Source organism: Paralcaligenes sp. KSB-10 (genome assembly GCF_021266465.1).
In the GTDB taxonomy this organism is placed as follows: domain Bacteria; phylum Pseudomonadota; class Gammaproteobacteria; order Burkholderiales; family Burkholderiaceae_B.
The window spans coordinates 1,140,439-1,153,371 of the sequence record NZ_CP089848.1; the positions used below are offsets into that span (position 1 = coordinate 1,140,439).

13 protein-coding genes are annotated in these 12,933 nt (G+C 60.4%); 3 read left to right on the forward strand and 10 right to left on the reverse strand.

All coding sequences use genetic code 11. From position 1 onward, the window contains the following. Nucleotides 1–4 precede the first annotated feature (4 nt). The 7 genes from LSG25_RS05270 to flgB form a co-directional block, all read right to left on the reverse strand. The gene (locus LSG25_RS05270) at nucleotides 5–688 is read right to left on the reverse strand and encodes a flagellar basal body L-ring protein FlgH (protein WP_232744570.1); all 684 of its coding nucleotides are present in this window, start codon (nucleotides 686–688) and stop codon (nucleotides 5–7) included. Between the two features lie 2 nt (nucleotides 689–690). Beyond that, nucleotides 691–1,476, reverse strand: a complete 786-nt coding sequence (gene flgG / locus LSG25_RS05275; protein WP_232743658.1) for a flagellar basal-body rod protein FlgG — start codon at nucleotides 1,474–1,476, stop codon at nucleotides 691–693. Between the two features lie 17 nt (nucleotides 1,477–1,493). Next, nucleotides 1,494–2,246, reverse strand: coding sequence for a flagellar basal-body rod protein FlgF (flgF, locus tag LSG25_RS05280; protein ID WP_232743659.1), 753 nt, complete (start codon nucleotides 2,244–2,246; stop codon nucleotides 1,494–1,496). A gap of 11 nt (nucleotides 2,247–2,257) precedes the next feature. After that, complete coding sequence (gene flgE, locus LSG25_RS05285) at nucleotides 2,258–3,484, reverse strand: flagellar hook protein FlgE (protein ID WP_232743660.1); 1,227 nt, start codon at nucleotides 3,482–3,484, stop codon at nucleotides 2,258–2,260. Between the two features lie 76 nt (nucleotides 3,485–3,560). Then, on the reverse strand, nucleotides 3,561–4,268 hold the full coding sequence (locus LSG25_RS05290; RefSeq protein WP_232743661.1) for a flagellar hook capping FlgD N-terminal domain-containing protein: 708 nt from the start codon (nucleotides 4,266–4,268) through the stop codon (nucleotides 3,561–3,563). Nucleotides 4,269–4,315: 47 nt separating this feature from the next. After that, nucleotides 4,316–4,732, reverse strand: coding sequence for a flagellar basal body rod protein FlgC (gene flgC / locus LSG25_RS05295; RefSeq protein ID WP_232743662.1), 417 nt, complete (start codon nucleotides 4,730–4,732; stop codon nucleotides 4,316–4,318). Nucleotides 4,733–4,749: 17 nt separating this feature from the next. After that, nucleotides 4,750–5,157, reverse strand: coding sequence for a flagellar basal body rod protein FlgB (gene flgB / locus LSG25_RS05300; protein WP_232743663.1), 408 nt, complete (start codon nucleotides 5,155–5,157; stop codon nucleotides 4,750–4,752). 200 nt (nucleotides 5,158–5,357) lie between these two features. On the opposite strand from flgB, the gene flgA reads away from it, so the two are divergent. The 3 genes from flgA to LSG25_RS05315 all read left to right on the forward strand — a co-directional run bounded on the left by flgA (nucleotide 5,358) and on the right by LSG25_RS05315 (nucleotide 7,001). Further along, complete coding sequence (gene flgA, locus LSG25_RS05305) at nucleotides 5,358–6,059, forward strand: flagellar basal body P-ring formation chaperone FlgA (protein ID WP_232743664.1); 702 nt, start codon at nucleotides 5,358–5,360, stop codon at nucleotides 6,057–6,059. 158 nt (nucleotides 6,060–6,217) lie between these two features. Further along, complete coding sequence (gene flgM / locus LSG25_RS05310; RefSeq protein WP_232743665.1) at nucleotides 6,218–6,508, forward strand: flagellar biosynthesis anti-sigma factor FlgM; 291 nt, start codon at nucleotides 6,218–6,220, stop codon at nucleotides 6,506–6,508. A 19-nt stretch (nucleotides 6,509–6,527) separates the two neighbouring features. Then, a complete protein-coding gene (locus LSG25_RS05315; protein WP_232743666.1) occupies nucleotides 6,528–7,001 on the forward strand; it encodes a flagella synthesis protein FlgN in 474 nt (157 codons plus the stop codon). 82 nt (nucleotides 7,002–7,083) lie between these two features. On the opposite strand, the gene flhF is transcribed toward LSG25_RS05315, so the two are convergent. From flhF to flhB, 3 genes are read right to left on the reverse strand one after another with little or no spacing between them, the layout of a single operon-like run. Next, the gene (gene flhF / locus LSG25_RS05320; RefSeq protein ID WP_232743667.1) at nucleotides 7,084–9,444 is read right to left on the reverse strand and encodes a flagellar biosynthesis protein FlhF; all 2,361 of its coding nucleotides are present in this window, start codon (nucleotides 9,442–9,444) and stop codon (nucleotides 7,084–7,086) included. Then, nucleotides 9,441–11,555, reverse strand: a complete 2,115-nt coding sequence (gene flhA / locus LSG25_RS05325; protein ID WP_232743668.1) for a flagellar biosynthesis protein FlhA — start codon at nucleotides 11,553–11,555, stop codon at nucleotides 9,441–9,443. The genes flhF and flhA overlap by 4 nt, the downstream gene beginning before the upstream one ends. Beyond that, entirely contained in the window at nucleotides 11,552–12,712 is a 1,161-nt protein-coding gene (gene flhB, locus LSG25_RS05330; RefSeq protein WP_232743669.1) for a flagellar biosynthesis protein FlhB, read from the reverse strand. The genes flhA and flhB overlap by 4 nt, the downstream gene beginning before the upstream one ends. Nucleotides 12,713–12,933 lie beyond the last annotated feature (221 nt).

Below are 12,933 nucleotides of genomic sequence, written 5' to 3' on the forward strand. Positions count from 1 at the left end.
CATGTCAGAACGGTGAAATATTCAGGAAAAAGCGCTGCAGCCAGCCCATGGTTTGAACTTCGTCCATAGTGCCTTTGCTGCGGTATTCAATGCGCGCATCGGCCACCTGCGTTGAGGGAACTGTGTTCGATCCGGTAATCGAGCGTGGGTCCACCACACCCGAAAAACGGATGTACTCGCTGCCCCGATTGATGGCTATCTGCTTTTCGCCGGCAATCTGCAGGTTGCCGTTGGGCAGCACGCCGATGACCGTGGTCGTCAAGGTGCCCGAGAAGGTATTGTCGGCGCTGCTCGATCCCTTTCCGCTGGCCTTGTTGGCGCCCGATGCATCCAGGTTCTGCTTGGCCCCCAATTCGCTGGGCAGGAAGCTGGGTACTACCGTCATGCCCACCGTGGCGCTGCCGGAGCGATCCGTCGACGTCGCCACATTCTTGGCCGCATTGGTTTTTTCCTGGATCACGATCGTGACGATATCGCCTACGTTGCGTGGGCGCCGGTCCTCGAACAAGGGGTAGTTGCCGTACGCGGTAGGCTGGTAGATCGAACCGTTCTCTTCCGGAATCGGCTGGGGTATTGGCGGCCGCGCCGTCAGGGGCCCTGTCACCACGGGTTCGGGCGGAATCAGGGCACAACCTGACAACACCGCCATCACGCAGCAGCACAGGCCGGAAAAAAAGCGATGTTGCATCATTAAAGTTGGGTCAGGCGCGCAAGCATTTGGTCGGAAGTCTGGACGGCCTTGCTGTTCATTTCATAAGAGCGCTGCGTCGTAATCATATTGACCAGTTCTTCAGCCACATTCACATTGGACGATTCCACATATTGCTGCATGACCAGCCCGGCGCCGTTCAGCCCCGGCTGGGAGAAGTTGGCCGGACCCGAGGCGTCGGTTTCGACGTACAGATTCTCGCCCATGCTTTGCAGGCCGGTGGGATTGATAAACGTGGAAAGCTGCAATTGGCCGATCTGCACATTGGTGCCCACAGCGCCAGGCTGGGTGACCGATACCGTGCCGTCGCGCGCAATGGTCACAGTCAGCGCATTATCCGGAATATTGATGGGCGGCTGTATCGGATACCCGCCGGCCGTCACCAGCTGGCCGTTCTGGTCGACCTGCAGGCTGCCGTTGCGCGTATAGGAAAAAGTGCCGTCGGGCATCTGTACCTGCAGAAACCCCTTGCCCTGGATCGCAATGTCCATGGAGTTGCCGGTGTTCTTCATATTGCCTTGCGTATGAATGCGCTCGGTCGCCACCGTACGCACCCCGGTCCCGACCTGCAAGCCCGAAGGCAACTGATTGGCCGCGCCCACCTGGGCGCCCGGCTGACGCACGGTCTGATACATCAGGTCTTCGAAAATCGCACGGGTCTGCTTGAACCCATCGGTATTGACGTTGGCCAGGTTATTGGAGATCACATCCATATTGGTCTGCTGTGCCTCGAGACCTGTTTTGGCGATCCATAGTGAACGTATCATGTGTATTCCTTTTTACCTTAGCCGTTGACCGACAAGATCGAATTGCCCTTGTCTTCGTTGGTGCTGGCGTCGCCGATGACTTTCATTTGCATCTCGAAGCGCCGCGCATTGCTGATCATGCCCACCATGGCTTCAGCCGGGCTGACATTGCTTTTTTCCACAAATCCCGGCACCACCCGTACATTGGGATCGGCCTGCGCGACGGGCGGCTGGCCCGCGGCCATGCGAAACAGGCCGTCCCCGCCGCGCTCCAGGCTGGCGGCAGGCGGATTGACCAGCTTCAATTGAGCGACAATCTGCAGATCCTTGGGGGTATCGCCCGCACCCAGCACGTTTACATAGCCGTCGGCGGAAAACGTCAAGGTGCCGCGATCCGGTATATTGATCGGCCCGCCTCCGGTCGACAGCACCGGCTGCCCCTGCTGGGTAACCAGTATGCCTTGCGCATTGACGGCCAGTTCGCCGTCGCGGGTGTAGGCCTCGCCAGTCGGCGTCTGCACACTGAGCCAACCGTCGCCGCTCACCGCCAGATCCAGGGGGCTGCCGGTTTCCTGCATGGTTCCCTGGCGAAAATTGCTGGACGGGGTCGAGGTGACCGTCGTCACCCGGGTCGGCAAGCCCTGTTCGCCGACCACCGGCACCGAACGGTAAACCGCCAATTGCTCGCGAAAGCCGGTCGTGCTGACGTTGGCCAGATTGTTGCTGATCACCGACTGCTGTTCGAGCACCCGGGAGGCCCCGCTCATGGCGGTATAAACGACGCGATCCATGACCGGGCGCCTTACAGCCCTGTAATCAGAGTCTGCATGATCTGATCCTGGGTTTTAATGGTTTGCGCGTTGGCCTGATAGGTGCGCTGCGCAATAATCATTTTGACGAGTTCCTTGCTCATGTCCACATTGGAGCCTTCCACCGACTGGCCCTTGATCGAGGCCAGGCCGTTGGAGCCGGGACGACCGAGTATCGCCTGGCCTGAAGCCGAGGTTTCGATCCAGGCATTGCCGCCGACTGGCTGCAGGCCCTGCAGATTATTGAAATTGGCAAGGGCCAGGGAACCGAGCGACTGTGTTTGGCCGTTGGTATAGCTGGCCACAATGGAGCCATCGGCTCCGATCGACATGCTGGCATATTCACCGGAAGCGTAGCCGTTCGGCGTGAAGTTGGCGGCAAAAGCACCGCCGAACTGAGTGGTGCCGGTGTAGTCGACGGCGATGGCCAAGGCCGCCGCGGGCGAGCCTGCGCCCCCTGGCGCGGCAATAGACAGATTGACCACCGGCGGCGCCGACGTCAGGCGGCCGGAATCATCGAACAACATTTTTGTTGCCCCGGCGGGAGAGGTAATCGTGGCACCATCCAGCCTGTAGTACACATCCCACTGGCTTTGCGCCGGCGGCCCCGCCGTCGGGGCGCGTTTGGCAAAATACTGGGTCAGTTGGTGCTGATTGCCCAGCGAGTCATAGACCGTGATCGGCAAAACATGGGTGTACGAGCCCGAAACGGCGGGATTGAACGGTGTGATAGCCGGATCGATGACCGCGGCGTTGGCGTCGAGATTGGCCTGGGTGGTGGTGGTAGACGTTGCGGTGGGGGAGATATTGCCGACGGGCACCTTGATGGGCTGCAGGTCGGTCGCGCTGCCGCCGGCCGGGTATCCGGTCAGGCGCTGCCCTTGCGCATTGACAATGTAGTTATCCTTGTCGGCATGGAACTGGCCATTGCGCGAATAGAGCACCTGCCCGCTGGGATCCTGCAAGCGAAACAAGCCATTGGCCCCATCGATGGCGATATCGAACTGGTTGCCCGTACCGGTGACGGAACCAATACTAAAGTCCTGGTTGATGCCGGACACCTGCACGCCCAGCCCGACACGTGAATTGGCATAGACGTCGGCAAACGTGGCCGAGCCCGACTTGAAGCCGACCGTACCCGAGTTGGCGATATTGTTGCCGATCACATCCAAATCCTGCGCGGCGGCATTCAGTCCGCTTAAACCTTGTCCGAAACCCATGATCTACCTCGTTGAAATTTAGTGTATTCGTGTGAAATGACAGCGATGCGCGCCGCCCCTGAATTTGTTGCCACCGCTACGACATGATTTTCTTGATGTCCGATAAAGCAAAGGATCCTGTCAGCCCGAGATCCACGCGCAGGCCGGTCGAGGCGTAGGACACGCTGCCCACCGTACCGGAAGTCAGGGCGCTGACCGAAACCGGCTTGGAATCGGCATCGCTGGCAGCCACCTGGACGGTATACGCGCCATCGGGCAATGCAAGGCCGCCGTCGCCCTTGCCGTCCCATTGCAGGGACAATATGCCGGCCGGCTGCGCGCCGAGATCGATTTGCCGCACCGCCTTGCCGCCCGAATCGAGAATCGTGGCGGTCACGTGCGTTGCCGGAGAAATGACATCGATGCCGAATGGAGTCGTCTGCTTGACCGTGGGATTGGCCGGATCGCTGCCCAGCGATATTTTGGAACCCGGCACCAGCACGTTTTTACCAATCAAGCCGGCGGCCTGCATGGACTGGGACACATCCATTTGCCCCGACAAGGCCAGCAAGGTGTTGTTGAGCTGGTTGATGCCATTGACCGTCGACAGCTGCGCGATTTGCGAGGTGACCTGGGCGTTGTCCATGGGATTCAGGGGATCCTGGTTCTGCAACTGGGTGACCAGCAAGGTAAGAAACTGGCCCTGCGTATCGGCGGTCAGACTCTGGGTATTGGCATTGGCCGCGGCCAATGCCGCCGCTGTTGCATCGGTTGAATTCGTTGCTGACGTATTGGTAACGGTCATTACAAAAGACTCCGTAAAAAATTTCGCGCGGCGCAAGCGAACACGAGTTATTGTCCGATGGCAAGCGTCTTGAGCATCAGGCTTTTGGCGGTATTGATGACTTCGACATTGGCCTGGTACGAACGCGAAGCGGAGATCATATTGACGGTTTCCGCCACCACGTCGACGTTGGGCATGGTGACGTAGCCATCGGCATTGGCAAACGGGTTTTTCGGATCGTATTGCATGCGCGGCGGCGCCGAGCTTTCCACGACTCCCGCCACCTTGACGCCCCCGATGGACTGCGTGTAAGGCTGGCCAGGCTCGGGCGTCATTTGAAACACCACCTGACGCGCCTTGTACGGCTGGCCATCGGGACCCACGACGCTATCGGCGTTGGCCATATTGCTGGCCGAGACGTTCATGCGCTGCGATTGGGCCGTCAGGGCCGATCCCGCAATCTGGAAAATACTCATGGTAGACATCGGGTTTCCTTTGGCCCTTATTGCTGCAGGGCGGCCATCATGGTTTTTACGCGCTGCGAGATCAGAGTCAGGTCGCTTTGATAACGCAGGGTGTTATCGGCAAACTGCACGCGTTCGACATTCATGTCCACGGTATTGCCGTCGAGGCTGGGCTGCAGAGGCTGGCGATACAATAAGTCGGCCGGATCGGGGCTGACCGCCTTGGCGGGTATATGCCGCGGAGACGTCAGCGTAAGCTGTGTGTCCGGCAGGCGCATTTGATCTCCCATGGCGCCCTGCAGGGCGGCCTTGAAATCGAAATCGCGCGCCTTGTAGTTGGGCGTATCGGCATTGGCGATATTCGAGGCCAGCACTTCCTGGCGCTGCTGCCGCAAATTGATGGCGGTTTGATAAAAGCTGAAATCCTGGTTAAGGCGATCGATCATTGGCGGCTCGATAAGTATTTGGAATCTGCCCCGCAAGCCGCGGCTGGAGGGTCGGCTAGCATGACCCCGCGGAGCGGTATCCGGGCTTTATCACATGGCACATAGTAAGGTCGCGAGCCATGGCATAAAGTAAGAAACAAACCGCAATTTATCGCCCAATTCCAGCGATGCAGGCGGCGCATCCTCTATAAAATATCGATATGTTCAAGATTTCCGCCCTCTTCCTCGGCCTGGCCACTGTCTGTGGAGGCCTTGCACACGCCGGCCTGGCATCGGGGGGGGCGCAGGATCCCGCCGCCATCGTCGCCCAGGCCCAGGAATTCCTGCGCAAACAGGCCCTGATCTATCCCGGCACGCCGCAAATCACCATCGACGCATCGCGCCTGGAAAACCTGCCCGCCTGTTCGCAATTGCAGTTTTCCCTGCCCAGCGGCGGGCACCTGCGATCCAGATTGTCGGTAGGCGTGCACTGTCTCGCACCGGAACCCTGGACGAGCTATGTGCAGGCCTCTATCAGCATCCAAGGCACATACTACGTACCTGCGCGCAATCTCAATCCAGGCGAAGCCCTGGGCCCCGAGAATCTCGACGCTCGCCAGACCGATCTGCTGTCGCTGCCGCCCGATACGGTTATCGACCCCGCTCAGCTGCTCGGCCGTATCGCCAGGCACCGCCTGATCGCGGGCGCACCGATCAAAGGCAATGGGCTACGCGACCCTCAGTCGATATTGCGCGGCCAGACAGTGCGTCTGGAGGCGCGCGGCAATGGTTTTGTAGCCAGCAGCGAAGGCAAGGCGGTACAAGGCGGCGCACCAGGCTCCCAGATACAGGTGCGTACAGCGACCGGGCGCATTGTGACCGGCACCATCGTCGACGGCGCGACCGTCTCGGTCATGATGTAGACGCGACTCGGGAGCACGGCATGCTGGCATCACCACGACGCAATGATGGAAAACAAACATAACCGGGCAAGAATTGCCTAAAGTTCGGCGCTGTCGCGCCGTTACCCTGTATCATGGGAGCCACAAATGAATGGTTCCGCCTCACTCCGGAGACCTGCTTGAAAATCTACCCTTCGCCTCTTAAAAACCCGCTGGCCGGCAGCATTGCGCCGACCCGTGCCGAGAGCGTGGGCGGATCCTCCGCGTCTGCACCGGGCGTTTCGTCCAGCAGCGCGGTAGACCTGAGCGCCGCCGCCCGGCAATTGTCGAATCTGCAAAACAGCGACAACGATATCAATGTCGAACGCGTGAACCAGCTTCGCGACGCCATCGCCTCGGGACAACTGAAAATCGACCCCAGCCGCATTGCCGACGGGCTGATTGCCAGCGTCCGCGATCTGCTCAAGTAACCCTGCCTTTTTCCGCATCATGAGCGCAATACTGGAACAACTGCAAGACAGCCTGGAGCGGGAATCCACTCTGGTCGGACAATTCATTTCCGTATTGCAGACCGAATCGGAAACGCTTATCCAAGCCAAAGAGATCAACGAACTCGAGGCAGTCACCCGGGAAAAAAGCCGTTTTGCCGGCTTGCTGACGCAAATGGACCAGGACCGCCAGGCACAGCTTCGCAAACTCGGCTTCGAACCGAACAAGACCGGCCTGGATGCCGCAGCCCTTGCACATCCCTCTTTGCAACCGGCCTGCCAGTCGCTCCTCGATCTCGCCCGCCAGGCCAGCGACCTGAACGCGTCGAACGGCGCCATCATCGATATTTATCTGCAGCACAACCAGCAAGCCATCGATACCTTGCGCCGCCTGGTCGGCGTCGATCATCTGTACGATGCCAGCGGCCGCGCGCATTCCATGCCGGCACACAAAACAAACATCAAAGCCGGATAAACTCCCCGGCAGAGCCCGATGCCGGGATGCAGGCCTGCTGCACATCGATACCGATGGAACTTGCGGCAAATACCCCGCACAGTCAAGCGATTATTTCATGCAGGGCAAATAGCTTCACCAGGCCCTTCATCACCGCCGCGGGGCTGGATTTTCCCGCCAGACTGTCAAGCAGACTGCGAGCCGCAGCGGCGGCTGGCGTCTGCCTAAGCTGCCAGGCTGCCAGTGCCAAGCGCACGGCGAGCAAGGCCTTTTTCTGCGGCGAATCGGCCTGATCGCCGCCGGCCAGAGCACCCCAGCCGCATGCCGTATAGCGAAAGCAGGTCTTGAGTTCGGCTTGCATGATCAGCCATGAAGCCTGCAGGTCGATCCCGATCTGCTCGGACGGCAAATTGCTCAAGCCGAAATGCGTTTGAACGATTCGGCCATCGTGGCGATTCACAACACGCACCGCCAACATATTCAGAGCCTGCACGCCGGCCTTTTGGCGCGCCGGCAACCCTACACGCTCCGATCCCACCCAGAATGCCAAATCGTCAATGGCGACGCCGGCCACTTGAACCAGGCTCAAGTGCTGCAATGCACTGGCCGCAAGACGATAATCCAGGGTCTTGGCCAGGGCCGTGACTATGGTCGGACCCGACTCGGTATCCAGTTTCGTGGCGCCCGGCACATGGGCAAGCCATCGCTGCGACGATAGCCGCCGCCACACGCCGGGGCCGCCCGCTTCGATCAGATGCACGCAAGGTAATAGATCAGTGGCCTGGTCCAGGCATTCGACCTGATGGAACAGCGCGTCGCCTGCGCTGGGCGCCGCCAGGGCCGACTCTCCCGCCGATGTCGACCAGCCTTCGGCCTGTGTCAACAACTGCAAGGGAGAGCCCAATGCTTCGCCACGCTCCGTCAGCAATAAGCTGGCGCGCAAATGAGTTTGGCTGTCAGGGGCCGATCGGAGCGCCACTCCGTCATGAACGGCCAATACATAGGAACCATCGCCGCAGGCAAGTTCATTGTGCATGGACGCAAGGTGCTGATCGATCGCATGCCGCAAAGAAACGGCTGGTCCGGTTCCGGCGTGCGTGCGCCATAAATCCAGTGCCGAGGCGCAGGCCAGATCGCCCTTGACGAAATCCCAGGCGGCCGTTAAATCGGTTTTCGCGAGGCTGGCAGATGCCGCGGCGCCTGCGCTCATCATCGCCATCAGCGGCGGCAGCAACAGTCGGCGCCGCGACTCCGGCACAGTACCGCCGGACTCTGCTTCAGGCGTCTTGGCCAGGGACATCAATGCCGCAAAATCCGCTTCGGTTGGCGCGTACAGAGCCTGGCCCTGCGGTTTGTGCGCCAGAGCCTGGTCGATCAGGTCGCGCGCCGACAGGAACAAAAGATCTTCCGGTACTTTCTGGCCGTTTGATACATAATGGATGGGCAGTTGATAGCGAATCGCCGTATCGAGCGCGGCGCCCAGGCGCGAGGCTTCGTCGAGCTTGGTCACAATACAGCCCGATATCGGTTCGCCGCCATCGTTGCAATAGGAACGCGCCACTTCGTCCAGCGTATCGCCGTGGCTGGATGCATTCAGCACCAGCAGGCGCTGCACCGGACGCCCCGCGCCAGCCAGCATCGCCGCCTGCTCCGCTATATAGCGGTCGCGCTGGCTGATTCCGATATTGTCGATCAGAATCGTCTGATCCGGGCGGATTCCGCTCACAATGCGATTCAGCTCAGCCATATCCTGAACCACATGCACGGGCACGCGCATCATCTGCCCGTATATCTTCAACTGTTCGTGAGCGCCGATCCGGTAGGTATCCGTCGTCAACAGCACCACTTTTTCCGCACCCTGGCGCTTGACGCAGCGTGCCGCCAGTTTGGCAATGGTCGTCGTCTTGCCAACCCCAGTTGGCCCCACCAGCGCAAGAACCCGCCCCGATGTCCACAGATCGTCTTCCCTGGCAAGCACCGGCAAATGATCGATCAGTTCCTGGCGCGCCCACTGCAACGCGGCCTTGGGCGGCAGGTGTTCAGGAAGACGCTTGAGCATGGCGCGCAACAAAGCGGTGCTGAAACCAAAACCCAGCATGGCCTGGAACAGGGAAACCGCCTGAGGCGCCCGGCGCAACTGGCTACCCCAGAGCAACTCGTCGATGCGGGTTTCGAGCGAGCCGCGCAAATCGCCTATGGCTCCCATAACGTCGGCCTGCGGCGCAACAGTTGTCGATTGACGCGGCCGCTGCCGCTCAGGCTCCTGGACAGCGCGCGGCGGCGGATCGGCCGCCGCCGTTGCCGTATTGAACTCGGGCGGAACAAAGGTCGGATCGGTAGCCAGGATTTCGACGCCGCCGTTGACACGGCGATTCGACACGATCAGGGCATCGGCTCCCAAGGCCATGCGCACCTGCCGCATGGCCTCCCGGTTCGTGCTGCCAAAAAAACGGCTTATATTCATGCCATCGCCCCGCCTATCGTGGCAGTCACGCGCAACATGCGTTCATCGGGAATTTCGGTATTCGAAAGCACCGCGATTTGCGGTATATGGTGTCGCAGAAAACGCGCAAGTGAAACGCGCAACGCGGGCGGCACCACAAGCACCGACGCATCGCCATTGGTTTCCTGCTCGCGAACCGCCCGCAGCGTGTCGTTCAGCAACGTCTCGGCCAATCCCGGCTCGAGCGCCCCGCTGGTCGACAAGGCCTGCACCAGCACTCGCTCGAGCCTGGCTTCAAGCCCGATCACCCGCAGTTCACCTTCGCCGGGAAACCATTGCTGCGTGATGGCCCGGCCCAGCGCTACCCGCGTCAAGGCAAGCAATTCGTTGGGATCCGGCCCGGTTCCGTTGGGATTGAGCGCGGCCAGCCGAGGCGCATGCTCGGCCACCGTCTCGACGATGGATCGCACATCCCGGATCGATACCTCTTCATCCAGCAGGCCGCGCAGCAATTTCTGCAGCAAAGTAAGAGAAACAGTTTTTGGAACCAGATCTTCGATGAGTTTGGGGGCTTCCTTGCCGACATGATCCAATAGCTGCTGGACTTCCTGTCGGCCCAGCAAATGGGCGCCGTGCCGATGCATCAAGTGGTTCAGGTGCGTGGCGATCACCGTGCCCGCATCCACCACGGTATAGCCGGCAACCTGGGCCTGCTCGCGCATGGCCACATCGATCCAGACCGCGGGCAGGCCAAAGGCCGGATCGGTGGTGGAATTTCCCTGAAGCTTGATATCCACGCCGCCCGGATCGATGGCCAGCCATTGCCCGGGCGTGGCTGCGCCACGCCCGATCTCCACGCCCGAGAGCAGGATACGATAATCGTTGGGCTTGAGTTCCAGATTGTCGCGAATGTGCACCACTGGAGGCAAGAACCCCACATCCTGGGCGAACTTCTTGCGCAGGCTGCGGATTCTGTGCAGCAGTTCGCCGTTCTGGGCATGATCAACCAATGAAATCAGGCGATAGCCTACTTCCAGTCCCAGCGGATCGACCAAAGCCACGTCATCCCAACTGGCTTCAGCCGCGGCCGCATCGACAGCGGCCTGCGCTTTTTGCGGCTCTGCGGCCAACTCGGCCCGTTCGCCCTGCTGGCGCTTGTACATTACCCAGCCGGAGCTGCCCAATATGGCTGCCAACAACAGAAATGCCACATGAGGCATATTCGGAATCAGCCCCATGGCCGCCAGGATACCGGCGGTAATGAACAGGACTGCCGGATTGGCAAACAGCTGGCTGACCATTTGCTGCCCCACATCCTGATCGGTCGCAACCCGCGATACCACCACCCCGGCCGCCGTCGAGATCACCAAAGCCGGTATCTGGGCCACCAGGCCATCGCCGATAGTCAGCAAGGTATAGACGCGGCCCGCATCGGAAAAACTCAGGCCGTGCTGCGCCACGCCCACAATCAGCCCGCCAAGGATATTGATGACCATGATCAGCAGACCCGCCACGGCGTCGCCGCGCACGAATTTGCTCGCGCCGTCCATCGAGCCGTAGAATTCCGCCTCCTGAGCCACTTCGCTGCGCCGCCTGCGAGCCTCGTCCTCACCCACCAGGCCGGCATTCAGATCGGCATCGATGGCCATCTGCTTGCCGGGCATGGCATCCAGGGTAAAGCGCGCGCCGACTTCGGCTATACGGCCGGCCCCCTTGGTGATCACGACAAAATTGATAATCACCAGGATGACGAAAACCACAATACCGACGGCAAAATTGCCGCCCACCAGGAAATGCCCAAAGGCTTCAATAACCTGGCCGGCCGCATCGGGGCCTTTATGGCCGTGCAGCAGGACGACCCGGGTCGATGCCACATTCAGCGCCAGGCGCAGCAGGGTCGCGAACAACAGCACAGCCGGAAAGGCCGCAAAATCGAGCGGCTTTTTGGTGAACATGGCGACCAGCAGAATCATGACCGCCAGGGAGATATTGAAGGTGAACAGCAGGTCGAGGATAAAAGGCGGCAAAGGCAGGATCATCATGGCCAGAACCATGAGGATCAGTACCGGCCCGGCCATGAGGCGCGCGTGCTGCGGACCGTTGGCCTTCAAGAGTGCGATAAAGCTGTTCATGAAGCGATTGCTGCCATTGTGTCAAGATCCGGAGAATCAAGTTCCCGCGGGATCGGTAAATTGGAGGGCCTGATGGGCTCCACGCCCTGGCCCGCGTTCCAGCGGCGCAACTGATAAACCCAGGCCAGCACCTCGGCCACTGCCGTATACAATTCGGCCGGTATCTCGCGGCCTACATCGACGTTGCGATACAGGGCCCGGGCCAGTGGCGGAGCCCCCAGCATGGGCACGCTGTGCTCTTCGGCGAGCTTGCGAATGCGGGCGGCCAGCAGGTCCGAGCCTTTGGCCACTACACGCGGCGCTCCACCCTGACCATCCTGATACTTCAGCGCAACGGCAAAATGAGTGGGATTGGTCACGACCACATCGGCGCGCGGCACTTCGGCCATCATGCGGCGCCGCGCCATGGCTCTTTGCTGCTGGCGTATGCGGCCTTTGACATGCGGATCGCCGTCGCTTTCCTTGTGTTCCTGCCTGACGTCCTCACGCGACATCTTCAATTTTTTGTAGTGACTCCATAACTGCCAGGGCACATCGATGAGCACGATAAGAAGCAGCGAACCGACGATCAAAGCGCAGCACAAGGCCACCAGAGACATGCCTTCGGTCAGGGCGGCGCTGGGAGTGGACCGCATCAGTCCGATCATCCGGTCGCGATAATGCCAGATCACCATGGCCCCTACGGTTCCGATCGCAGTGGCCTTGGCAAGCGTCTTGATCAACTCCACCAGGGTTTGCGACGACAGCATGCGCTGCAGGCCTTTCGCGGGATTAAGGCGTTCGAACTTAGGCTCCAGCGGTTTGGCCGAGAACAATAGTCCGCCCAAAGCCAGCGACGACAGGATTGCAACTGCCGCCAAAACGCCAAACAACGGCAGCAAAGCCATAACGGCCTGTATGGCCGACCGCGAGGCGACCGCCAGCATCACCCCCGTATCCCGGCCCAGGCGGGCATCGAACCACAAGCCGGAATGCACGATTTCGCTCAGATTGCGGTAAAGATCGGGGCCGCCTATCCACAAGCCGCCAACGCCTGCCGCCAACAGGGCGAAGGTATTGAGCTCGCGGGAACGCACGACCTGGCCCTCCTCGCGCGCCTTGTCCAGACGCCGCGGGGAAGCCGGTTCGGTTTTTTCGAGGTCGCTTTCCTCAGCCATTCGGGGATGCGCCGCCCGCTTGTATCCCGAGGATCAAGCTAAGCCACGGCTGCCATTCAGTAAAAATTCAAGACGGGATCGTTGGCACGATTCTAAAGGAACCCCCCGCGCACGATTGGTCGAGCAAACCCGATAAACCCGCTTAATTCAAAATTCGGGCCGGCGCGATGCGACGGATAGCCACCAGGGCTACCCCCAGGAGCGCAGGCCAGGAACTTGCA

Excerpts from the sequence above, each read along its gene's own strand:
- LSG25_RS05270 (WP_232744570.1), bottom strand. The coding sequence starts at position 688 with ATGCAACATCGCTTTTTTTCCGGCCTGTGCTGCTGCGTGATGGCGGTG.
- flgG (WP_232743658.1), bottom strand. The coding sequence starts at position 1,476 with ATGATACGTTCACTATGGATCGCCAAAACAGGTCTCGAGGCACAGCAG.
- flgF (WP_232743659.1), bottom strand. The coding sequence starts at position 2,246 with ATGGATCGCGTCGTTTATACCGCCATGAGCGGGGCCTCCCGGGTGCTC.
- flgE (WP_232743660.1), bottom strand. The coding sequence starts at position 3,484 with ATGGGTTTCGGACAAGGTTTAAGCGGACTGAATGCCGCCGCGCAGGAT.
- LSG25_RS05290 (WP_232743661.1), bottom strand. The coding sequence starts at position 4,268 with ATGACCGTTACCAATACGTCAGCAACGAATTCAACCGATGCAACAGCG.
- flgC (WP_232743662.1), bottom strand. The coding sequence starts at position 4,732 with ATGTCTACCATGAGTATTTTCCAGATTGCGGGATCGGCCCTGACGGCC.
- flgB (WP_232743663.1), bottom strand. The coding sequence starts at position 5,157 with ATGATCGATCGCCTTAACCAGGATTTCAGCTTTTATCAAACCGCCATC.
- flgA (WP_232743664.1), top strand. The coding sequence starts at position 5,358 with ATGTTCAAGATTTCCGCCCTCTTCCTCGGCCTGGCCACTGTCTGTGGA.
- LSG25_RS05315 (WP_232743666.1), top strand. The coding sequence starts at position 6,528 with ATGAGCGCAATACTGGAACAACTGCAAGACAGCCTGGAGCGGGAATCC.
- flhF (WP_232743667.1), bottom strand. The coding sequence starts at position 9,444 with ATGAATATAAGCCGTTTTTTTGGCAGCACGAACCGGGAGGCCATGCGG.
- flhA (WP_232743668.1), bottom strand. The coding sequence starts at position 11,555 with ATGAACAGCTTTATCGCACTCTTGAAGGCCAACGGTCCGCAGCACGCG.
- flhB (WP_232743669.1), bottom strand. The coding sequence starts at position 12,712 with ATGGCTGAGGAAAGCGACCTCGAAAAAACCGAACCGGCTTCCCCGCGG.